Below are 22,267 nucleotides of genomic sequence, written 5' to 3'. Positions count from 1 at the left end.
AAATGAAAGCAAAATTCTTGACCTCCGAGCAGGCTCTGGCATCCCATCTCGATGGCATCCAGGGGCGCGCCGATATGTTGTCTGATGCTTTGCAGCGTCTGGCAGCTATCGGGCCGCAATGCACATGGCTCGGCTCCAGGACTCTCGGCGCCGAGACACTGGTCTACAAGTGGGTGGCCGAGGTCTCCAGAGTTCTGGTTGCGGAGGGCGGCATCGCGCAGAAAACCGGTGGTAATGCCGGTCTCATGGAGGCGCCCCATTACGGCTGCTATCTGGCCAACCGTCCTGACCTGGCTGTTGCGCTCGGCGTGAGCTTTCTGAATGAGGAGTTCAATCAGTACGTGACTGAGCAGTCGCTTGCCTACAAGTTCGGCGATCTCAACTCGCGTCATGATGCACTCTTCTTCGGTTCCCGCGTGTTCAACATCTTGCCGGGGCGGCTTGGCACTCTGCACGAGAAGGTGGATCTGCTCAACCGCATGAAGCTTGGCTTGCTGCCGGCTGCGGATGTCTTCATTCTGGAGATGCACGGTTACTACTCGCGCCAGATGGAGTTCCAGACGAGCACGACGGGGCTCGAACTTGGTCCGCGCATCAGCCCTGCCGACTATGAGTCGATCAACATCGTCGACATCCTCTCGACCAAATCCGAGGACTTCGCCAGGCGAATTCTCGCGATTATGTCCGGCGGTTAACGATGTTTGAGATGTGAGTGCGCCGCGAATGCGGTGCGGCGCACTCCGGGGTGAGTAAGTTGGAGCGTTCAGGTCTTTCCCGTTCCAGACCATTCCCTGGCACCACTATGCCAATTGGTCTTGGGGTCTCAGGGAATGGTTTGGAATCTCCTGAAACAGCTCCAGCTTCAAATGAACGGAAAGTTGCTGCGCCACTGAATGTAGTGCGGCAGTTTTGCGACAACAATGGAGAGTGCTATGAACGGCACAAAAGAAGACATGGAGACGCATCTCGCCTGGCAGCGAGTGCGTCTTATCTGTGGGCCATACTGGCACCAGCGCAAGCGAGAAATTATCGTTTGCACCCTGGCTGCCACGGCTCTGATGTTCGGCTCGGCGACGATCATGTACTTCGCCGGAAAAATCGCAGGCGAGGCGATGACGCTGATGCAGCGCCAGGACTACGACAAGTGGAAAGTTGCTATTCAGCTCTGGGTGGCAATCCTGCTGGCTTATATGGTGTCGACAGTTGCTTACGAGTATCTTCGCACCAAGCTGGCTAACGACGGGTTCCAGGTTACCGTCGAAAATATAGTCAGGCGCTGGTATCAGCCTGGCATTTTCGATAAAGCCAGGCTGAATCACCGTCTGAAAAGTCCGGAGGCGGCCATGACACAGGCTTTTGAAGATTTCTTCAACGGTCTGGTCGGGCTCAGTATGGCGGCGGTGTCTTATCTGTTCGACCTGGTCATGGGTAGTATCCAGCTCTTCGAGATCAACAAGAATCTCATGATCGAAGCGATCGCCTGGTCGATTCTCGGCACTGTTGTCGTCACCTATGTCGGCAAGTCGCTGATCAAGCTCAGTAATGACAAAGGTGAACTCGATGGTGCCCTGCGCACAGCGATCACCAATGCCAACGAGGTCGATCCGTCCGAGGCGGACGATGAGCGTGAGAAGGTTCTCGTGTCGCTCTCTGCCGTCATGGAAGTTCGCAACCGCATGCTGAGCGTTAATCGCAACGTCTCGGCTGTCACCTATCCGTTCAACAAGTGGACGGAGATACTCGGAATGGTGGTGATGGCGCCGCTCTTCTTCCAGCATCTCTTCAACGGCGCGACGCCGATGGAGATTGGAGCTGTGACAACGGCAAGTCTCGCCTTCAGCAAATCGGTCAGCTCAATGACCATGTTCGTTCAGCAGTTCAACGGCATCACGAGCTGGCTGTCCAATATCAAAAGAGCCGGTGTCTTCTGCGAAGTGCTCGAAGAGTATGAGCGCGGCGGACCAGCTCCGGCAGCAAACGGAATCGTCCCGAGGCTGATCGACCAACTGTGTCGTTTCTGCCTGCGCTGATTCCACCATCAAGAAAAAGTGAGGATTGTCAAATGCACGAAGCACCTGTACAACATACAATGACCGTTTTCCACGCCTTCCAGGAAGTGGGCATCGGCGTCGGCACTGCAATTGGTGGCACGCTCGGGCTGATTCTGCTCCTCGTTGCAGGCGTGGTCGTAACCGGGGTGTGCACGGGTGTGTTCGCCCAGCAGCTCGGTACGAAGCTGTTCGGGTTTACCGACGATCAATGTGTCAACCATGGTTTCCAGGTTGGCACGGTGTTCGGTTTTGCATTCACCGTGGGTGCAAACATCCAGCTCGGTAGCATGGGCGCTTTTTACAGCCTGCTCGGGCTGTGGACGGTCATGCTCGTCTTGGCGCTGCTGATCTGGTGTCTCAGCGAAACTCAAAAAGCTTCTTGAAAAAGTAAATCGAAAGGACTCGAACATGAAACAGTTCTGCGCTCATTGCAGGAAGCTGCACTTGAAGTCGGCGCTGCCGGCTTACTTTCTGCCTCAGGATGTGGTTCCGGCCACTCTCCCTGGCGACGAGCCGGAGTATCGGCTCCGCATTCACTCGATCATCAAGGGTGCTGACCCGCATTTCAGCGGCTCAGTGACTATCGCCGTCGATGTGAGAAATCCGGTCGACGCGTTCCCGATCAATGCAGTCGAAATGCAAATCTCCGACGTGACGTTCGAGGACTGCAATGGTGTCGTGCATACTGCCAGCATTCGTGAAGACGCCGAAAAGGAGCAATTCTGGTTCCACTTCGATGAGAAGTTGCCGGTCGGCCGCGGCTTGCTCTCGGTCGGCAACTATCGCGCCGCGTTCAACAAGAAGCTGAAGGGCTTCTATCTTTCCTCTGTGAAAGGAGCCAACGGCGAAACCTACACGGTCGGTTGCACGCAGTCTGAACCCGCCGATTTCAGGCGCTGGGTGCCGAGCTTCGATCAGCCGGGGCCTGTCGACTACAAGTGCAAATTCTCGGTGGTGGCTGAAGTGCCTGCCGACCAGGCGGTGCGTTCCAACGGTGACGATCTGCGCGTGGAGTATCTTCCTTCGGGCAACAAGGTCGTCTATTTCGAGACCTCGAATCGTCTGCCGACTTATGTCATCGCGCAGGTGGTCGGTGATCTCGAGTCGAGTGATCCGAAGTGGGTCGGCAGCGTCGAAGTGCGAGTCTGGGCGCCGCCCGGCAACAAACACCTGATGGATTTTGCGCTCGAGGTGGTCAGTCGCGGTCTGCCTCTGCTGGAGGAATTTCACGGGCAGAAATATCCCAACCGCAAGCTCGACCTGATCGCCGTTCCTGGCTTCTCCGCGGGAGCCATGGAAAACGACGGCATGTTCACTTTTCGCATGGAATACGTGCTCATCGACCGCCTCAAGGCGACGGTTGCGCAACTGCTGCAGGTGGCTATCATCGTCCTGCACGAACTCGATCACACCTGGGACGGCAATCGTCACACCATGGAAGACTGGTCTCAGCTCTCGCTCAACGAGCTGCGCGCCACCTTCATGAGCTATCTCATCGCCGACAAACTCTTCCCGGAATTCAAGGTCTGGGATAACTTCGCGCAGGGTCGCGCGGCAGCGATGGACGTTGACTCGCTCAAGAGCACCCGTTCGGTGGTCTCGCCCGTCCGAACCATCAAGGAGTGCGAGGCGCAGTTCGACGTGATCACCTACAACAAAGGCTCGGCTGTTCTCAGGATGATGCAGACCTGCCTTGACGCTCTGGTTAAAGATGGCTTCCAGAGCGGCATGCAGGCGTTCAACAACGACCCGCGGTACGACTGGGGCAACGCTACGACCGAACAGCTCTGGGACTCGATCGGCGAAGTCACCGGCTTGGACGTGCGCGGTTTCATGGAGGGCTGGACCAAGCAGTCCGGATTCCCGAATATCTCGGTGAAGCGGGCCGGCAAGTCGTCCATTACCGTCAGACAGGCGCGATTCACGCTGGAGCCGGGCGATGTGGAAAGCGAACAGCTCTGGCAGGTGCCGCTCTTCGTTCGCGCCTACGGCGAGGACGGGAAGGCATTCGAAACGCTCTTGCACCTGGATGAACGCGAGCAGGTCTTCGACCTGGGCGCCGACTTCCAGTGGCTCGTTGTTAACGCTGGTGGGCATGGTTTCTATCACACCAGTTACGATGACGAACTGTTCGAGCAACTCGCTGCCAATGCTCAGGAGAAACTGACCGGCGTTGAGCGATTCATTCTGCTCAATGACGCCTGGGCTGCGTTGCAGACTGGTCGCTTGAGTGCCAGCATCTATATGAAGCTGCTGCTCACGTTCAAATATGACCGCGACCCGAATGTCTGGCGCATCATCTCGATGAGCCTGGGTCGGCTCGGTTCCTATGGCAGCGAGAAGTGTAGGGAGACGGTGCGCGCCGTTGTCGAGGAACTGACCGCTCCGCTCTACACTGAGCTGGGATGGAAACGCAGTCAAGGCGAGTCGCCCCAGACTACCGAGCTGCGTGGGCGCATTCTCGCCATCATTAGTCGGCAGAGACTGCCGGGCTTCGAACGGTTGGCCCGCAAGAATGCCTATCTGCCGTGGTTGGCTGGCGAAGATGTCGACGGCGATGTTCTCAACGCCGCTATATTTTCGGTTGCCACCGAGGGCGATGCTGGCACCTATGCGGAATTGTTCGGGCTTCTGAACCCTGCAGTGAAGGTGCTTACACCACAGCAGATCACGATGGTTCTGACTGCGCTGACTCTTCTCAGCGAGCCGGCGCTGGCTGAAAACACCCTGTCAGAAATTCTCAACGACAGGATTGATCAGCAGATGGCAGGCTCCGTGATTGGCTTCCTGTTCGCCAATTCCAGGGTTCGGTATCGGGTCTGGGCGATGTTCAGGGAGCGCTTCGCTGAGTTGGCTGACAAACTTACGATCAGTCTGTTGCTGCGTGGTCTGAACGGACTCGGCGATCTCGATCGACCCGAGGATGCGCAGGCTGTGCAGGAGTTCCTCTCGCTGCACGCCGAAAAGCTTACAGGAAGCGAAGTTCTCGTTTCTCAGATAGTCGATCGGCAGCACCTCAACATCGCCATGCGCGCCCGGTGCGAGCCTGACATGGAGACGGTAGTCGACGAACTGCTGGTGCTTGTGCGCGGTATCAGTAAGTAGTCAACAGCAGACGGTGTCACCACTTGTGGTGACACCGTTACTCTAAATTCCAACAGATTACCTGGAGAGAATGATGCTCCTCGACAAGATTCTTGCTTCGGTCGGACTGGCTCGGCTTCCGCGCCAGCCCCGAGAACCACGCCCCTTATGGGAAGAAAATGGATATCGCATTGTTGTGAGTGCCCGCAGCTTCAAAAATGGGCACCGTACTGTGCGCTACCTGGAACTTCAGCACCTCGACAACTATGTTTGGCGTGAGATTGCCGACACTCAATATTTGCGTCATCCCTGCTTTTCGTATGACTCGAAAAGTCAGGCTCGGCGCAAACTGCAGAAACAGGCTCGTGAACTCTGGGCAGATGAGCAGCGCAAGCTCGGTCACGCCTGAGCAGACGAAGTTCGTGTAGCGACCTGAACAGACGAAGCTCGGCTTCGCCTGTTCAGTCTCGGCTTACACAGAGTGTGAACTCAATTCAAATGCCTTAAGAGGAGGCGAAAATGAACGTGTGGAAGGTGGGCGACAGCGCCCAGTTATCCAAAACAGTAACGGAAAAGGACATCGCGGGTTTTGCCGAGATTACCCTCGATAACAACCCTGTCCATCTCGATCCGGACTATGCTGCGGGCACGATCTTCAAGGGTTGCATCGCTCACGGCGTCCTCTCTGTCGGGCTTATCTCTGCCGTCATCGGCACGCAGATTCCCGGACCGGGAGCCATTTATCGAGCGCAGTTCGTGCAGTTTCATCTGCCTGTGAGGGCCGGTGATACGATTACAGCCACTGCCACCATCACCAGTCTCGAAGGCGGGGTTATGGAATTGGAGACGATTGTGACCAATCAACATGGTCAGAAAGTTGTCTCTGGAATGGCCGAGATCGGCTACCGTCCTGAGAAGTTCAAGTCCGCAGCGTGACGCGAATCCCAGTGACATAGAGTTGAAAGGGTTCGTGACATGAGCACAATAGACGGACTGGACATCTCGCACCATCAGGGAGAAGTCGACTTCAAGCGCTTGAAGGCTGGCGGTTGTAACTTCATTTTCCTGAAGGCTTCTGAAGGCGTGAGCTTCGTTGACAACAAGTTCGCGTCGAACCGGCAGGCAGCCAGGACCGCTGGAATTCCCAGTGGTCCTTACCACTACTTCAGCGCCGACGTGTCGCCGGTCTTGCAAGCGGCTCACTTTGTCGACGTGGTCGGTTCTCTTGCACCGGGTGACTTGTTTCCTGCCCTTGACGTGGAAGACGAGCATCAGTTCAAGGGCATCTCGCCCAAAAAGGCCGCAGATATGGTTGTTGCCTGCCTGGAAGAGGTGGAGAAGCGGCTTGGAGTGCCTTGCATACTCTATGCCGATGAATCGATGATCGTTCATTGTCTCGGCAGTGACGCTCGTCTGGCTCAAAACGGTCGCTTGTTGTGGTACGCCAAGTTTCGCTCGCGTTTGGAGGTGCCGCCGCCTCCGCCGCCATTCGGAAAAATTTCCGTCTGGCAGTTCTCAGAAACCGGCAAGAGAGCTGGAGTCGTCGGCTTTGTTGACGAAGACATCAGCTTCGTGCCTCTGGAAGACTTCACCGTGAAGTAGTCCTAAACAAAGAAAACTTGGGAGAACGGCGATGAGTGATTTACTGAGATTGCTCTCGGCGACCTTGATGGCGACGGCAATCTTCAATATCTATGCGGTCGGAACAAGTTGGACCGAAACAGAAGCAGTGAAAGGAGTGAGACGATTCTGTTCATGGCTTGGCGCTATCATCGCTGCCATGGAGCTGAATTACTGCTACTTTCTGTTCGTCGGCACGGCTGTCGGCAATGCCGTCGACACGTTCTACCCGCTCGGGGTCGGTAGCGCAGCGGCTGATTTGAGTGTGCAGGCAGGAATGTCAATTCTTGCCCTCGCACTTCTCTTCCTTCCGTTTGCGTTCTGGCTCTTGCGCTGGCGACGAGCCTTCTACGACGGGCAGTTCGAGAGGTGCAGCCCCGCTGTCTATCATGCCTGGGCGGTCAGGCATGGAGAGCTTCGGCGCATCGGCAGATGGCGTGATGCGGTGCTTGAGCTCCTCATCTGGCTCGAAGTGCGCGTCAGTGGAAAGAAAGCCTCGGCTGCCCTGCACTACCTTTTGATACTGCTGGCGGTGATGATACTGCCGGGAGTAGCGCTGACAATCTTGAGCATCATCAAGTTGGCAGCGTCAGAGCATTTGCCTCGTCATCCCCGCGCCGGTGATGCAACAAGAGGCTGGCTGAATCGCTTCTAGTAATCGCGTAACGAACAGAACACATAACCAACAGAGGGGTCGGTTTTGCTGCAATCACTGTATGTCGCTATCGCGGCGGCACTGCTCGTGGTGGCGTATTGTCGCTATCGGGCGATTCGTTACGACGCAGTCACCGAACTGCGGCAGATTCAAGAAAGCGAGCGAGAGTTGGCGCCTCGAATAGTGGAGTGCTTGAGGCGCAACTTCGACTTGCTGTCCGGAAGCAAGAGTCTGATCACTTCCGATGTGCTGAATCGCATCGATTCGCTTGGTCTGACCATATCAGACAGAGAGTTGGTCGAGCTTGCGATCAGGCGCATCAGTGGCGAGTGGGTGATCGACAAAAATCCCTGGGTTTTCGTGCTGCATCGCTACTACCAGTGCACGCGCCTGGGTCACATCGTCGGTCTGCACAAAGAAGAGCGAGCGACTGATGCGTCGCTTGCTTTCAGCGCCGGCACCACTTATGTGGTGGCGGTCGAAGATTGGGGAATCTCGCTTGAAGATGTGGAGACATATCTTGAGCGGGTCTACGATCGGCATCGCGTCTGCGCCAGACGCCGCGTCAACGCATGCTTTCCGTACTGATTCGGAAATCATGATTCGTAAATCATGAGGCTGAAAGGACTTGGCCTTTGTGTCTGAAAAGAACTCGGAGCAGGTGCCGCGATCCGCCGCATCAGTTCAACGCATTGTTGCCTGTCTGTCGTCTAAGACAGCGCTCTCTTTGGCAGCAACAAACAAACTACTCTGCGTATCCGCAGAGGCAGAGCAACGGGCGCAGGAATGCGTCCTTCTCCAACGAGAACCAAGGTTGTAAAAATGACTGATGAAACGAACGACACCAATGGTGGTGGCAGCCCGCCCGCGCACCGCGGCTATGGCTGTCCATTCGCCGGCACGGTGGGTCCTCAGCCCGGTGACGGCGGGGTCTGGAGACCGATCTCCCGACGACAGGGCGTCGGTCCACTGAAGTATGTGACGTCTTATTCGGCACACTTCGCCGCCCAGTGGGTCAACCATGCACTGGCACCCTGGTTGGCACCGCATCCCTCCATCAAGGAGTCATGGCCCTGGTGGTTCATGCGCGAGCAGGACTTTGCCGAGTTCCAGGAATGGCCGGGTGAAGTTCCGAAGTGGAGAACCGTTCCCGGTCTGCTCTTCCTGATCGCGAAGCTCGACTTCATTCGTTGCGGTCCGCTGACTGACGCGTATGCGTACAAGGCGACCGACACGAAGAGCTATCCCGACGGGCAGCCGGAATCGGCACGGGGATCGGTGGCACTCGACGGCACCTGGGTCACCGATGACGGTCGACCTGATATGGCGGCGGCGCTCACACGCATGGGGTCGAACCGACCGCCCATGTTGGTGCGTCCCGACCCGGAGAAAATTCAGCCGACGGCTCGTTTCGTGGGCAGGAAGCTTCTCTGGCGTCGCATCGATCCGGAGACGGGAGAGCCGATCGAAATCAAAGCCCAGACCATGAGCCTCTGGGGAGCTGCGCACATCAACAAGCAGATTCATGGTTTCGGCGGCTTGACGATGCGCTACACGCTCGACCACGATCCGGTTTGCATCGAGCGCGATCCGAAGGAGGGTTGGCCTGGAAATGTGGCTCTGATCGACCGTACTCCTGTCGACCCGACGCGTGATGGGTATGACGGGCGCCCGACCATGATCAACCAGCGGGTCACTGCCTGGATCATGGCCGAGACTTACGGCACCAACGAAGCCGAACTCGCTCGTCTGCGTTCATACGTTGACGGCAAGATGCTGCTCGGCGAAGATGGCTTGTTGCCTGAAGATCCGACGCGTCTGGGCGCCGATCTGACCGGCTTCAACAACAACTACCATGTCTTTCTCAGCTTGCTTCACTGGCTGGCTGTGAAAGAGCACAACGCCATCGCCGATTACCTCAAGCGTTTCCATCCGGAATGGACTGACGAAGAGCTGTTCCAGCAGGCCCGCTTGATCAACATCGGCGAAAACGCGTTGTTCCACACGCCCTACTGGACAGGCGATCTGCTGCAACATCCTGTGCTCGGTGCAGCTATGGATGCTGACTGGTGGGGGCTGCTCGGACCGCGCAAGAAGCTTTTCTTGATGCGGTTTATCTACCGTCATCCCTGGGTGGGCAAGCTGCTTACGCCCGTGCGGCACTGCTTCGTGCTCTGGGGTATGTTCGGTGGCAAGTGGGAGCATCATGATGGTCCACACCAGACGCCGAGCGCGTTCAGGCTCGCGTATCGGGTTCTGCACACGATGTGGCCGGACTTCATCGACTTCCATGAGGCAGGCAGCGACAGGCATCTGGCTCGCTTCGGTTTGCTGGATATCGTGCACGAGAAGACTCGCGACAAGGTGCAGTTTCTCGGCTACGAGAACATCGCCTGGACGATGGTGACGACTCCGTGCGGCGCGCCGACCTTGCAGAACTTCCCGATCGCCTTTACGGAGTTCAACAACTTCCAGGACGGCGCTAAGACCGACCTGGCAGAACGCGATGTTTACCGTGAGCGCACAGACGGCACGGGCGACTGGAATGACGTGCGCGCCAGTCTGGGTCAACATCGGCTGCGGTCGTTTGTCGAGGCTGCCGGCGGCAATGAGTCGCTCGGTGCGCTGATGGCAATTGTCTTCGGCGGCAATATCGACAGAGTGGAAGGTAATGTCGGTATGCTCGGCGAGACCAAACCGCCAGGCTCGGCGCTCGGCATCACGCAGTTCTTCGAGTTCGAGAAGGATGCGCCGCGTCGTGGCACCAACAACCGGTTCTTTACCGAGCTGTGGAATTATGCGTTCCTCGGCGAAGGTATGGACTGGATCGAGCACGGCGGCGGACCGCTCGCCATGATGGCGCGCCATCTGCCGGGTCTCGAGAAATATATGGAAGGCGTGATTCGTCCTTACGCCCCCTGGAAAGATATCGAACGTTTTCCCGAGCGCTTGCTCGAGAAGACGCACGCAGACACCTTCAAGATCTTCAAGTCGGATCTGCGTACGTTCTGGCTGGCGCTTGCAGCTCTCGGCTTCACAGCCTGGCTGGGTGCGTCTGTGCCTGTTATCGGTGTCGTCACTCCGCAGGTCGTCGGTGTGATTCTTCTTGCTCTCGTCCTCTCGGGCGGCGGGCTGGAAGTGAAGCGCATGCTCGCCATGCGGTTCATGCAGCTGTGCTGGCGCATCTGCTACACCGACAAGCGCGGCTTCTTCTTCGGCACCCTCTACAAGGGTGAGAGGTGGATCAACCGCGCTGCCTTCCTCGGCTCTCTGCAGGGGTGGGCGGTGCTGCTGGGCTTTGGCTTCCTTGCCTGGGGAGTGCACGGTCAGCATCTGGGAGCGGCAATCCTTCTTGGTCTTGCCGGTCTGAGCGGTTTCTCGACGCGCACTTTGTCGAAGAAATTCGCTGATGATGCGCAGCTTCTCAAAATCGCCCTGCGCAATCGCATGCGCGAAGGTCAGCCGAAGACCGACGCGTCGACACTCGAAGGCGATACCGACATCGAGAAGCGTTACTGGCTGCTTCGCGGAAACAACAAGCATCCGGTCGCCACCTTCAGCTCCTGCATGCAGGTGTTGCAAGATAGCGGTCTGCCCTGGTGGACGGCGCTCGGCACCACGATTCTCTCGCTGCTCAGCTTCGGCAAGAAGACGCAGCGCGGCATGTCGTGGAGGCAGAAGTGGGATAACGGCATCGGGTTCTTCTTCGACCCGACCATCTATCTGCCCAACATCTCGCAGGCGCTCAACGATTCGGCGACCCGAGTCTACGCGCGTCCTGGCAACGACAAGGGTCTTGCGCCCGGTGAAATCGATCTCGGGGAATTTGCGCATCAAGGCGATCTCTACTCGCCTGGTCGCAACTATTTCACGGGATACGACTTCGAACGCATGGGCGAAGGCAACCACATCCGCGACGCTGAAGAAGGCCGCGGCAACTTCATCACCCGCTTGATCGGCAGGTTCGCCTTCAAGCGCCGCATCGACCAGCTCTTGCCGCTGTTCGCTGACAGAGTGGTGGTGGAGATTCACTCCCTGGTGCCGGCGATCAGCCACGCCGAAATGCTTCGCGTCTATGACGGCTCTGCCTGGGCCGATCTGCTGCGCGAGCACCGCCGGGGCGACTGTGACCCGAGCCCGATCGGTCGACCGTCAGAGCTGTACCAGTTGCAGTCGATGAAGGCGGACGACCTGGCTCAGGTCTATGCTGAAAGCCCCGCCGGCGTGATCCGCGACGGCGAGTCACTCGGCAAGGCCGTTGTCCTGCCCGGCACTCTGCTGGGTTGGTTCCTCTCTTTGATCTCGAATCTGATCTGGAGAGGCAAGGTCTTCGACAACAAGACGGGCGAACTGCCCTGCTTCCTGTTGAACAAGATCCTCGGCATGCACCTGATTCGGGCCAAGGTCAACTATGGTCCGAGCTGGTTCGACGGCAAGCAGTCGATCATCATCGACTACAAAGAAACGTCCTGGCTGGCGTTTTTCATCCGTGATGAGATTCGTCAGATTCAACCCGGGCTGTTCGGCGGCTATGCCTTCGTTCGTCTTCCCTTCGGTGGGCGCTGGAACTTGCTGTTCTTCGCGCTCGACTTCCGCAAGTAAGACGAGCTGCCTGAGCTCTTAAGAATGACCGACGCGGTCTCTGGCTGCGTCGGTTCAAGATAGGGATGCGCGAGATCTGAGTTGTCTTGCGCATCCCCGTTTATCTTCAGGATCACCCTGTGAACACCCCAAACTCAAGTGTCCACAGGATGATCCTGGTGCCACAGAACGCACTCGTCCGAGTGCCATGGAACGCACTCGTCCCGAGTGCCATGGAACGCAATGGTTCAGGCAAAATATCTCTCCGCAGGAATGCGCTACGGCCAGGAGTGGAGGATTCCATGTCAATCCCAACCGTAAGAACTATCACAAGGAATGAACGAGCGTGGTTGAACCGCGAATTTCAGATGTTCTGCGGTCGCTTCGAACTCGATCAGTCGAGTGGACTCTTTTTCGCTGAGCTGACGCCTGGTTATCATCGACAGATGATTGGGGAAGATTTTCTCGCTTTGCCGCTCAAGCTGCGTGAGGTCGCGCTCTATCTCGGTCTGACTGTGAGCACGACGAAAGAGCAACGCACTAGTTCCGGTCATGCCTCAGCTGTGTATGGTGACTGGGAGCGCCCTCACTCGAAGATTTCGCCACATCTTGAGATGAGCGTGGCCAGCCTCGATTCGACGAGGCTTTGCCTGGCGCATCTGGCCCATGAGTGTTCTCATCTCTTCTGGGCTGTGCAACCGGAACCAGCGCGAGCGGCGTACATTCAAAAGATGTTGGCGCTTGTCGAGAAATTTCGTGCAGGCGGCGACGAGTTTGTCGAAGTTACAGCCTACGCGCAAAGGCAGTTCGATGCGTTCAATCTCCTGCCTGAGTCGGACGACCCTGGTATCGTTGCCAGACGCGCTCGACTTATTAACAAATGGGCAATGGAGTCATTCTGCGAGTCTGTCGCTAAGCTCTGTTTTGCCTCCTATCAATCGGAGGAAGGGCGTCAGACAGACGAACTTCTTGCCTTTCGTCTGCAAGCCATGAAGGAGGAGTTTGATTTCGACCCCACCTGGCCGCTGGGGGTCTGAGGCATCACAGCTCAGACTCTCCCGGCACGGTTCTTCACCATATATGGTGCAACATAAATAATTCGGAGCACGATTGATGATTCAATCCGGAATCCAGTCCAGAATCCAATCCAAGATTCAACCAACTTCGCTGTCCGACTTGCGTCCGCATATGATTCGCAGCACGAAAGTTCTGGCAGGTTGGGTATCTCCGGGCGGCGCCTACTTCCAAAGCGGCAGCTGGCAGCATGATTCGCTGGCGACAAAAATATGTGGTGCCGATAACGGACCGCAACTCCTCGATGATGACGGTTGGATAAGGTTGACCGACTATGGGCAGCCTGTCATTCAAGAGGGTCATAGCTTCACTCAGGCTCAGATCGACACGCTCTTTGACCTGGCCGATCTCTTCGCCGCAGATTCATTCGGCAAGCGGATTCAAGGGGCGCTGGCGAATCCGCCGTGCGATTAGCAGGGAGGGAAAATCCATGAACTTCGTTCACCCGCAATTCCTGTGGTTTTGCTTGCTGGCTGTGATTTTTCTCTGGGCAACCAGGCACAAATCACACGTCTTCGGGCATCCACAGCTGGGTATCCACAAGACTTCCTGGTGGATGCCGTGGCCGGGATACGTGGCGCGCTTCAGTCTGGCGGCCATGTGGTGCTGTCTTGTAGTGGCGCTGGCGGTGCCTCTCGTCGTCAACTACACGGTCGAGACGAGACACGGGGCGATCGTGCTCTTGCAGCAAGATCTCTCCGACTCGGAGGCATTCGGTGCGATACTGCCTGTCGAACTGGCGCTGGCTGGTCCGGAATTCGCGGCACGATCGGCGTCTGAACCCCCGGGGGCATACATCACGGACCAGTTCAGGCGCAAAGACGACCCGACTTTCGCACGTCGCATCGACGTGTCGTTTGGAGCGCTCAGGCTGTTCCTGCAGCACACGCATGGAAACCCGGTTGGGCTCATGGCTTTCGACAACGGCTCTTTCCTTGCTTATCCTCCCACGACCAACTACCAGACGCTGATCGACAGCTTGCCAGAGCTGGCCGATTACATGGAAGCTGAAGTGCCGGAGGGGCACGGCACCAACTTCGATGGTCCTTTCGCCCGCAATCGTGAACCCGGTGCGCTGCAAAGCGTCATCGACGTTTTCAGGCGGCTCGACTCGGGTGTCACCAGGGTGCACATTATGTCGACTGACGGCAGTGCTCCGATTGCTCCAGAGCGGTTTCGCGAACTGGTCGACTGGTACAAGAAGCTGCATATCAATCTCTTCGTCTTCGGTGTCGGAGAAGATTGGTATGAAGGCCAGGCAAAAGATTTGCAGCAACTCAAAGATTTCGTCAAGGCGGTCGATGGAACAGTTGTGCCTGTCGCCGACAAAGCCGGATTCGATGCTGCTGTTGCGAAGATCGATGCACTGGCTGAATCAAGTCTCTATCAAGCAAACCGCTCTGAGCATAAAGAGATGTATCTGCCGTGGATAGCCGCGGCGGCAGCCTTCTTTCTGCTCTGGGCAACGAGCACCATACTGGTGCGGGAAGGACTGTAGGTGCCAAAGTGCGCAAACCGACCATTGTACGGTTGATACCGTATGTAGTGCTGGTAGCGGTCGCGGTGCCGTTCCTTGCACTGGGGCTATGGCTCGGCGATCATGAAGATCGTCAGGTCAAGCTCTACAATCAAGGCATCTTGTATGCCAATAAACGCTTACCGGAAAAGGCGGCGCAAGCTTTCAAAGCGTCTGCTGCTGTCTATCTGGAAGCCGAGCAGTTGACGTGGTTGGAACGATTCTTCCTGCCTCGCCCTGATCCTGAACTGGCAGCCCTGGCTTATTCGCATCTGGGTTATATGGCTTACCAGGGCAAACAAGTTCAGGCGGCGCTGCAGCACTACAGGCAGTCGCTTGCCATCAATAGCGGTGCTGAATGGTTGGCGGGAACTCCGCTCATCGCGAATGAAGGCTACGCCGCACGTGCCTGCGCAAACATGCCGGAATCGCCGATCAGACCAAACGGTCAACCCCTGATGGAAGGACCGGACGACGTCTGCCGCTTGTTGCGAATGCGTGAGACCGCTATGACCGTTGTTTTCAACTACGAGCTTCTCAAGCAGCGCCCGCAGCTTGGTGATGCTTCGAAGGAGGGCTCCGGTCGCAAGAAGGGCAAACCGAGGCTGGACAAGCCCAAGCCCGTTCCGGCGCTTGCTCCGGGCGGAAAGGGCAACACGGCTGCCACACAGGATGGCTACTGAAGGAGTCTGCCGATGTTTAATTCTGCTATTGGCGCATTCACCGAGTCGATCGCGGCTCTGGTGAGTATGCCACTGTTCGAGCATCCGGACTGGCTCTGGTTGTCCATGCCTGCTGCAGCGGCCGTAACCTTGCTCTGGTTCTTCAGCGTGCACTTGAGCGCGCGGACCGTGCAAGAGTATGGTGAGCCGGCATTGATTGAGGCGTTCAGCGAAACGCCGACTCGTTTCGATCGGCTGTTGTCTCTGACAATGCTCAATCTGCTATCGCTCTGTCTGGTGGTCGCAGCTGCCGGACCTTACGAGGCAGTTGCGCCGGTCACTATTCCTGCGGGCAGCGTGCGACTGGTTATGGTTTTCGATGCGTCACGCAGTGCCGCGGTAGAAGACCTGCGCCTGAGCAACGTCATGTTCGGCGGGCGGGAGTGCTCTCTTGTCGTCGGTCCTTGCGGGTCTCGCATCGACGTAGCAAAGGACATTCTGCTCCAACAGATCATGCCTGCCATTGACGGCAATGCGCTCGGTCTTGTCACTTTCGCGCAGCGAGGAAAGATCCAGTCATATCTCAACTACGACTTCAGCCCGGTGCGTGACATGCTCACCACACTGGACTGGATACGCGTGGATGCGGGGCTCGGATACACTTCGCACATCGAGGAAGGGTTGAAAGCGGCCCAGAAAATTCTCGATAAAACAGAAGCCGGACAGGGCGTGGAAGATATCATCATTCTCGCTACAGATGGCGGTTTCGATGGACGCGACTCGGCATTGACTGCGCAGTTGAATGCGATGCGTGACAAGCATCGCCGACTGATTGTGCTGGGCATCGGCAATCCTGCGCGTTCCCCGATTCCGCTCTATGACGAAAACGGCGCATCAATCGGGCAGTTCAAGTCTGATGGAAAGGTCGTTACAATCGGACGCGATGATGAATTCTTGAAAAAACTCGCGAAGCGTGCCGGCGGCACTTATATTCCGGTCACGCCCGGTCAGTCACTGGGCATTTCGTGGCCGGCTGCACTGACTGGTGAACGTGTGGTTTATCAGAATCATACCCTTCATGACCGTCCACTGCTGCTGGCAATGATACTGCTGGCGGTGCTTTGGTTGCGAAGGATCATCCGCAATGTGTTCAAGAGACCGCCAGTGCGTTTCACGCACTGGTAGGTTGAGAACGCGCCGTGTGTAGACGAATTAGTCCGGCTAGAGCCGGAGCTTTTCGTTATCCCTCAACGCGAAACTGGGAGAGAAGCGATGCAGATCGCCCCTGGTATTCAACTCACTTACCCTCCTGTCCTGAAATACATGGAGGAGACAAACAAGGTCATCGTCGGGCTGGAACGACCCCGATTTATGCTCATGTGTGCTTTCGCGGCGCGCGGGCATGTTCTCGTTATGGCTAAGCCAGGCAAAGCTAAGTCTTTGCTGATGAAGGCCAGCTCTCAAGCCATCGGCGGGGCTAAAATCGGTCGTCTCCAGATGACCGCCGACCTCAAACCGGCATCAATCACCGGGTACACCGTTGAGACTGCACACGGCAAGGTGTTCAGACCAAGCCCGCTTCTTGGGCTCAACTTGCTCCTTGTCGATGAGTTCAACCGAGCCAGTGTACAAACACAGAGCGCATTTCTTGAAGGTATGGCCGAGGCGCAATACACTGTAGATGGTGTTACAACTCGGCTGGAAGAAATCTTTCAGCTCATGGCTGTGATCAACGGCACTGAGTCTCGGGGAACCGTCGCGCTCAACAACGCTACTTCGGATCGATTCATGTTCTTAATCGACTGGCCAATTCTAACGGTCCGTCAACTCCAGGCTGTGAACGCCAATGAGAACCTGCAACGGGAGCATCCCGAAGACGTAATTAATCCGGCTCTGACTCTGGCCGACATGGCGACGATGCGAAGCGAAACCAGGGCGATGCTTCGCAAACCTTCGGCAGCAATTCTCGACTACGTTGTCCGACTGGCGGCGTCGGTCGACCCTGACTACGACCAATTTCATCAGGTGAAGCGCAGGGATGGCGGGAATTTCGCCGATCTGGTGAGCTGGGGTGGCTGCGACAGACTCAATCATTATCTGTTGCGTGCTGCTGCCGCAGTTGCTGTGTTTACGGGCAGCCCCTGTATCGAACCGCATCACGTTCGCTTTGTCTTCCCTGATGCTGCCCGTCCGCACTTCAAGATGAGTCCGAAGGCGTCATTCGGCAAGAACAGAGAGACGCCGGAAAGCTTTATCGAGCAGATCCTGGCTACTGTTTCTGAAACCTGATCGGCAGCGCGCGGCAAGGTACGCTGTTGATCGCGAGGAGAAACGCATGGAACGCAGAAGAGAAAGTATCGATGAGATCATTGCGTCGATACTCGATCATGTTGTGCCGGCGATGCTCAATGTAGACTGGCGCACGCATCATCTGGCGCAAAGCTTCGGTTGGCGTGACAGTAATCGCACTGTTGACGCCGGCTTCGATATCCAGCATGTGGCACAGTGGAGCCCGGGTGAAAGAGTCGACGATATCGCCTCTGCGGCTACGGGATGGACCGAACTACTCACCACGGTTTATCAGGACCAGACGCCGCTGGATATCATCGTCATCGCCGATGCTTCGCCGACTCTGGCATTCGGCACAGAACGCACCAGTAAATCGATTCTGTCTGCTGAGATCCAGACTGGGATCTTCGTCGCGGCAGAACAGAGAGGCGACAATATCGGCTCGATGGTCTACAGCGACGCTCGCCTGGAGTGGAGAATGCTGACACAACCTGCCAGCATGGAAAGTCTGCAGGAAGGTCTCTGGCTGTATCTCTCCACTTCGGCTCCGCCATCGTCGGCGACACCAGTGGCGGAATCGGGTCTGATGCTGGCGCTGGCGAACGTTCCCAGTAACGGCAGAGCGCTTGTCTTTGTTCTCTCTGACTTTGCCAATCTCAGTCAGGGCGACATGGATGCGCTCCTTCACACTGCCAGCATGCATGACGTGTGTTGCGTAATGTTGGAAGACCGCCGCGAGGAAGAACTGCCTTCCGGCAGCGGTGTGCGGCAGTTGCGTGACTTGCGGACTGGCGCCACGAGCGTCGTCAGCTTGACTGAGCAAGGACGAAAAAGGTGGCGGGAAGAATATCGTCGCCACAAAGACCAGGTGCTCAAGCAGTTGACCGATTCGTGCGGTTGTACTGTTTGGACATTCAGAACTGGTGATGATCCGGCTGAAGCGCTGGCTATGTTGCTGGCTGGTGCATCGTAACTTAGAGGAGAACACGATGCGAACTACGATTTTAGTAGCGAGCATTTTGCTCGCTCTGACATTAACGGCTCGCGCTCAAGATGTGCGTGCAGATGTACAAAGGGAGACTGCGGCGCCGGAACTACTCTTGCCACCTGAAGATGGCTGCGCGTTTGAAAAGGTGGAGACTGTTCCTGTTAAGCAGCGTGATCCGTCCGCACCTATCGAGTGGAAATCGCCGTCTCCTAATGGCGAACCGCCCGCGGCTGCGCCGGCTCCCGATGCGCCGAAGCCAGCTGTCGTCGAAAAGGCGCCGCTTCCGATTGCACCCAATATCGAGATGAAGTGCGGTCGGGGCAAAGTGCTCATTCATGTCATGGCACCGACTCAGGTCAGTCACTACACAGGTGAAAAGATTCCGGTCACTCTCGAGGTCGTGCTTGCACCAGGAGCGGTTGTGGATCTGCGCAGCGTCGATCTGAATGACAATAGCAGCGGTTATGAGCTGGTCGGTGAGCCGCAAGCTCGGGTTGACCAGGTCGAGGTCGGCACGAAAGTGACGTTCCAACTAACTGTCCAGAGCTTCGAAACAGGAAAACAATATCTTCCTGTCAGCCTGACTCTGCGTTACGCTACTCTTGTTTCTGAGGAAGGCACTCCGATCTGGCAGGATCTGGTCACGACCGACCTGGTTCTGCTGCATCACGATACTGTGCCGCCGGGTACGAAGTCTGACCTGTTCATGACTGACCACGCGCTTGCACAGATGCGCATCTCATGGGCTTATGTGCCGAGCCTGGTGTTGGGGTTCCTTAGCCTCGGACTGGCGGCGCTGTTGTTTCTGGTGCGTACCATCAATCGGCTGCGTCCACGTCACTTGCTTTCAATCGATCAGTCGACCTGGCTGGCGCTCGATGAGACGATTGTTTCCGGCAACAAGATGGGCTTCACGCAGAGGCACTACGAGCTGATCAGTTCTGCGTTGAAGACTTTCCTGCAGGCTCGATATGGACTGTCGACGTTCGAGAGCTCCATTGTTGAGAACAACTTGAAAGAGGTGCCGATCGCTGTGGATGTAATCTCTGCATTGTCGATTCTTCACGCGGCGATCTACAGGGGTGAGACGATCCCGCAATCACGACATGAAGAGCTGGTTGCTCACCTGTGCAAAATTGTGCCGAAACCGCGGAGTCTGTGAAAGGATGAAGCTATGAGACACATAAGACTAGCTGCTGCCGTTGTTGCAGTAGCTTTACTCCTGCCCGGGGTTCGAACGGTTGACTTCGGGCTGGAATTGAGCAGTGTCGCGCATGCTCAAATGTTCAAACCTGAGCCGCAGGAATTGGACGGCGGTACGCCTGCGCCAACTGCGTCGAACTCTCGCATGCAGACGTTCAGTTCAGCGCTGCGCGAAATCAGTGACAGTGTCAGACGTCAGAGTGCGAATCTGTTCATGTCGCTTTTCCTCGCCGCGATGATGCTCATCTTGATCTGGGCTGGACGAGTGTCATGGTCGCGGCAGCGTCAGGAGCAGTCAGAGCCTCTGTGCGCTTGCGGTCTTCGCCGCGGGCACTGCATATGGTGCCGACAGGGAGGAAGCTGATGCTACCGCTCTTCACGAACTTGCAGTTCAAGCAATTCCCGTGGGTGACGTATACGCTGATTATGCTGAATATCGCAGCTTTCATCGGTGAGATGGCGCTACGCGATTCCGGCATTCTCGGCTATACGATCACCCACTGGACTTTCACCGTGGGCAAGGGTGAGATTGCTCTTGCAACGGGATATCCCGATCTCCTCTTCCACGCGGTGGCAGGCGTGTTCGTGTATATGTTCCTGCATGGGAATGTCATTCACCTGCTCACGAACATGCCTTTCTTGTTTGCGCTCGGTCCTGCTATCGAAGCGCGTCTGGGGAAGGTCAAATTCCTCTGCTTCTATCTGGCATCTGGAATCTGTGCGGCGCTCTTCTTTGCTCAGATCGAGTCGCTCGGCAACGGGCTCATCGGTGCGAGTGGTGCGATGGCGGCGGTGGTCGGTGCGTTTCTTGTCTTCTGGCCTAAAGCGAGAATCACTTCGCTTATGGGTGTCAAAGTGATGACATCGAACGCGCTGGTGATGCTGCTCGATTATGCCGGGCTGCAGTTCACCGCGTACTACTTCTCCGATGGTCCGCGTGGTGTTGCTATCACAGCACACATCGGCGGTTTCCTGTTCGGAGCGCTCTTCGCAACGACCTTGCGATTCAGTGCACTGTTCAGGTCGCAGCCGGCTCAGGTCGTTCTGCCTCCTTATCAGAAGGAGCTTTACGACGATATCGCCGACTGGTTGGAAGCCTTCATATGCAATTGTTGGCGCAGCGCTGTCAGGCTGATCTCACTGCCGGTCCGAAAATTCAAATCGAATTCGTGACCGGCAGGAGGGCTCTCCTGAGTGAATGCGCATGGCGGAGCACATTCATCCAAGAGAGCCTTCGCTCTCTTCGGAAACTCGCCAAAACAGAGGAGCAATCGATCGGGCAGGGAGCAGCTTGCCGAGTTCATCTGAGTCTACGAGTAAACGGTGCGCGCGCTCTGTGCGCACCGTATTCGCAACAGATCAATCAACTGAGGATGAAACACATGAACAACGTGAAACTTGCCGCCTGGCTGGAAAACAAGATCGTCATCGCTCGTGGCGCGAAGACTTCGATCACGCTGCCGTCGCTGACCACGATCGCGAAGATTGTCGGCGCAGCGGTTGGATCTATCGTCGTTCTCACTTACATCGGGTTGGGCGCTCAATATCATCTGCCGCGCCCTCTGATGTTCTTCCTCTACGGGCTGGCGGGTTACGAATACATCACTCGCCTGAAGGTCTGGACGTTGTCGGCGGAGTCGCCTCTCAAGTCGGCTCTTCCGCACGCCTTTCTCAACGCGCTTGGCTGGGGCATTTTGTGTGCGTTTGGCACGCTCCTCTTTAACGAAGACGTCATGTGGACTCTGACGATCGCTCTGTTCGGCTATGTCTTCATCGTCATTCTGTTCAGCGACACGTGCGTCTGGCTCGTGCGGGCGGTCTGGCCCTTCTCGCCCTCGAGTGACCAGTGAAAGGACTGCTTTCATGAGTCGGAAAGATCGCTCCAAGCGTCAGTTGACTTCCCAAAAGCCTGCCGAACGCTGGACTAAAACACCGCCACCGCATATGAAGGCGGCGGTGCACCCTGAGCTGACAACAATCGGAATGGCGATTCTGCACAGACCGACCGAGCGCGTTACCGATTTCAAGGAAACCAGATCGCTGTGCGAAAAGCTCGTCGCCTTGGTTCTCGAAATCAACGGTGCGGGTCTGGCGGCTAATCAGATCGGCGTAGCGAAGCGAGTGTTGGTTGTTCAGAATCGCATCGCTGGTGGTGCTTCGTCACAGACGCGTCCTATCGTCATGATCAATCCCGATATCATCGGCAAGTCCGATGACACTGGCGACGCCTGGGAAACCTGCTTCAGTGTTCCTGGTTATGCGGGGCTTGTTCCGCGGGCGCAGAGAATCAGGTGCCGATACGACACCGTAGATGGTGAAGAGCGCGTGCAAGATTTCGAGGGCTTTGCGGCTCGCGTCATCCAACACGAGTGCGACCATCTTGATGGCAGAACCTATCTGGAGAGACTGCGAACTCAGCGCGATTTCTCGACTGAGGAAAAGCTGCGCGCCGAAATGTCCCAGGGGCAGAGACAATCTCTGCCTACTTCCAAACGCATCTACGAATGAGTGACGCGCACTCATCGATAACGGCGCAGTAGGACG

At 56.7% G+C, this 22,267-nt stretch carries 21 protein-coding genes; all 21 read left to right on the top strand.

Going from position 1 to position 22,267, the window contains the following annotated elements; all coding sequences use genetic code 11:
• Nucleotides 1-2 precede the first annotated feature (2 nt).
• The 21 genes from EKK48_26395 to def all read left to right on the top strand — a co-directional run bounded on the left by EKK48_26395 (nt 3) and on the right by def (nt 22,231).
• Nucleotides 3-695, top strand: coding sequence for a hypothetical protein (locus EKK48_26395; GenBank protein ID RTL36763.1), 693 nt, complete (start codon nt 3-5; stop codon nt 693-695).
• Between the two features lie 225 nt (nt 696-920).
• Nucleotides 921-2,030 carry a hypothetical protein gene (locus EKK48_26390; GenBank protein ID RTL36762.1) on the top strand — a complete coding sequence of 370 codons (1,110 nt, stop codon included), beginning with the start codon at nt 921-923 and terminating at the stop codon, nt 2,028-2,030.
• 32 nt (nt 2,031-2,062) lie between these two features.
• Nucleotides 2,063-2,434: a hypothetical protein gene (locus EKK48_26385; GenBank protein RTL36761.1), complete on the top strand. Its 372-nt coding sequence runs from the start codon at nt 2,063-2,065 to the stop codon at nt 2,432-2,434.
• Between the two features lie 25 nt (nt 2,435-2,459).
• A complete protein-coding gene (locus EKK48_26380) occupies nt 2,460-5,156 on the top strand; it encodes a M1 family peptidase (protein ID RTL36760.1) in 2,697 nt (898 codons plus the stop codon).
• 70 nt (nt 5,157-5,226) lie between these two features.
• On the top strand, nt 5,227-5,544 hold the full coding sequence (locus EKK48_26375; protein ID RTL36759.1) for a hypothetical protein: 318 nt from the start codon (nt 5,227-5,229) through the stop codon (nt 5,542-5,544).
• Nucleotides 5,545-5,654: 110 nt separating this feature from the next.
• Nucleotides 5,655-6,071 carry a MaoC family dehydratase gene (locus EKK48_26370; GenBank protein ID RTL36758.1) on the top strand — a complete coding sequence of 139 codons (417 nt, stop codon included), beginning with the start codon at nt 5,655-5,657 and terminating at the stop codon, nt 6,069-6,071.
• A 39-nt stretch (nt 6,072-6,110) separates the two neighbouring features.
• Nucleotides 6,111-6,737 carry a hypothetical protein gene (locus EKK48_26365; protein ID RTL36757.1) on the top strand — a complete coding sequence of 209 codons (627 nt, stop codon included), beginning with the start codon at nt 6,111-6,113 and terminating at the stop codon, nt 6,735-6,737.
• A gap of 31 nt (nt 6,738-6,768) precedes the next feature.
• Nucleotides 6,769-7,410 (top strand): hypothetical protein, encoded by a 642-nt coding sequence (locus EKK48_26360; protein RTL36756.1) that lies wholly within the window; start codon nt 6,769-6,771, stop codon nt 7,408-7,410.
• Between the two features lie 45 nt (nt 7,411-7,455).
• Complete coding sequence (locus tag EKK48_26355) at nt 7,456-7,998, top strand: hypothetical protein (GenBank protein ID RTL36755.1); 543 nt, start codon at nt 7,456-7,458, stop codon at nt 7,996-7,998.
• A gap of 198 nt (nt 7,999-8,196) precedes the next feature.
• Complete coding sequence (locus EKK48_26350) at nt 8,197-12,012, top strand: hypothetical protein (protein ID RTL36754.1); 3,816 nt, start codon at nt 8,197-8,199, stop codon at nt 12,010-12,012.
• A gap of 281 nt (nt 12,013-12,293) precedes the next feature.
• Entirely contained in the window at nt 12,294-13,028 is a 735-nt protein-coding gene (locus tag EKK48_26345; GenBank protein RTL36753.1) for a hypothetical protein, read from the top strand.
• Nucleotides 13,029-13,104: 76 nt separating this feature from the next.
• Nucleotides 13,105-13,479 (top strand): hypothetical protein, encoded by a 375-nt coding sequence (locus EKK48_26340; GenBank protein ID RTL36752.1) that lies wholly within the window; start codon nt 13,105-13,107, stop codon nt 13,477-13,479.
• A gap of 16 nt (nt 13,480-13,495) precedes the next feature.
• Nucleotides 13,496-14,563 (top strand): VWA domain-containing protein, encoded by a 1,068-nt coding sequence (locus EKK48_26335; protein ID RTL36751.1) that lies wholly within the window; start codon nt 13,496-13,498, stop codon nt 14,561-14,563.
• Between the two features lie 8 nt (nt 14,564-14,571).
• Nucleotides 14,572-15,264 carry a hypothetical protein gene (locus EKK48_26330; GenBank protein RTL36750.1) on the top strand — a complete coding sequence of 231 codons (693 nt, stop codon included), beginning with the start codon at nt 14,572-14,574 and terminating at the stop codon, nt 15,262-15,264.
• Nucleotides 15,265-15,276: 12 nt separating this feature from the next.
• On the top strand, nt 15,277-16,428 hold the full coding sequence (locus EKK48_26325; protein ID RTL36749.1) for a VWA domain-containing protein: 1,152 nt from the start codon (nt 15,277-15,279) through the stop codon (nt 16,426-16,428).
• 87 nt (nt 16,429-16,515) lie between these two features.
• On the top strand, nt 16,516-17,532 hold the full coding sequence (locus EKK48_26320) for a hypothetical protein (GenBank protein RTL36748.1): 1,017 nt from the start codon (nt 16,516-16,518) through the stop codon (nt 17,530-17,532).
• Nucleotides 17,533-17,578: 46 nt separating this feature from the next.
• The gene (locus EKK48_26315) at nt 17,579-18,505 is read left to right on the top strand and encodes a hypothetical protein (GenBank protein ID RTL36747.1); all 927 of its coding nucleotides are present in this window, start codon (nt 17,579-17,581) and stop codon (nt 18,503-18,505) included.
• 16 nt (nt 18,506-18,521) lie between these two features.
• Nucleotides 18,522-19,682 carry a hypothetical protein gene (locus tag EKK48_26310; GenBank protein ID RTL36746.1) on the top strand — a complete coding sequence of 387 codons (1,161 nt, stop codon included), beginning with the start codon at nt 18,522-18,524 and terminating at the stop codon, nt 19,680-19,682.
• Between the two features lie 311 nt (nt 19,683-19,993).
• Nucleotides 19,994-20,896 (top strand): rhomboid family intramembrane serine protease, encoded by a 903-nt coding sequence (locus EKK48_26305; protein ID RTL36745.1) that lies wholly within the window; start codon nt 19,994-19,996, stop codon nt 20,894-20,896.
• The gene (locus EKK48_26300; protein ID RTL36744.1) at nt 20,827-21,573 is read left to right on the top strand and encodes a hypothetical protein; all 747 of its coding nucleotides are present in this window, start codon (nt 20,827-20,829) and stop codon (nt 21,571-21,573) included. The genes EKK48_26305 and EKK48_26300 overlap by 70 nt, the downstream gene beginning before the upstream one ends.
• A complete protein-coding gene (gene def, locus EKK48_26295) occupies nt 21,488-22,231 on the top strand; it encodes a peptide deformylase (protein ID RTL36743.1) in 744 nt (247 codons plus the stop codon). Before EKK48_26300 ends, def begins: the two co-directional genes overlap by 86 nt.
• Nucleotides 22,232-22,267: the final 36 nt, after the last annotated feature.

This window comes from Candidatus Melainabacteria bacterium (genome assembly GCA_003963305.1).
GTDB lineage: Bacteria > Cyanobacteriota > Vampirovibrionia > Obscuribacterales > Obscuribacteraceae > PALSA-1081.
Note: the sequence above shows the minus strand (reverse complement) of the source record. Positions and strands in the feature narration are given on the sequence as shown.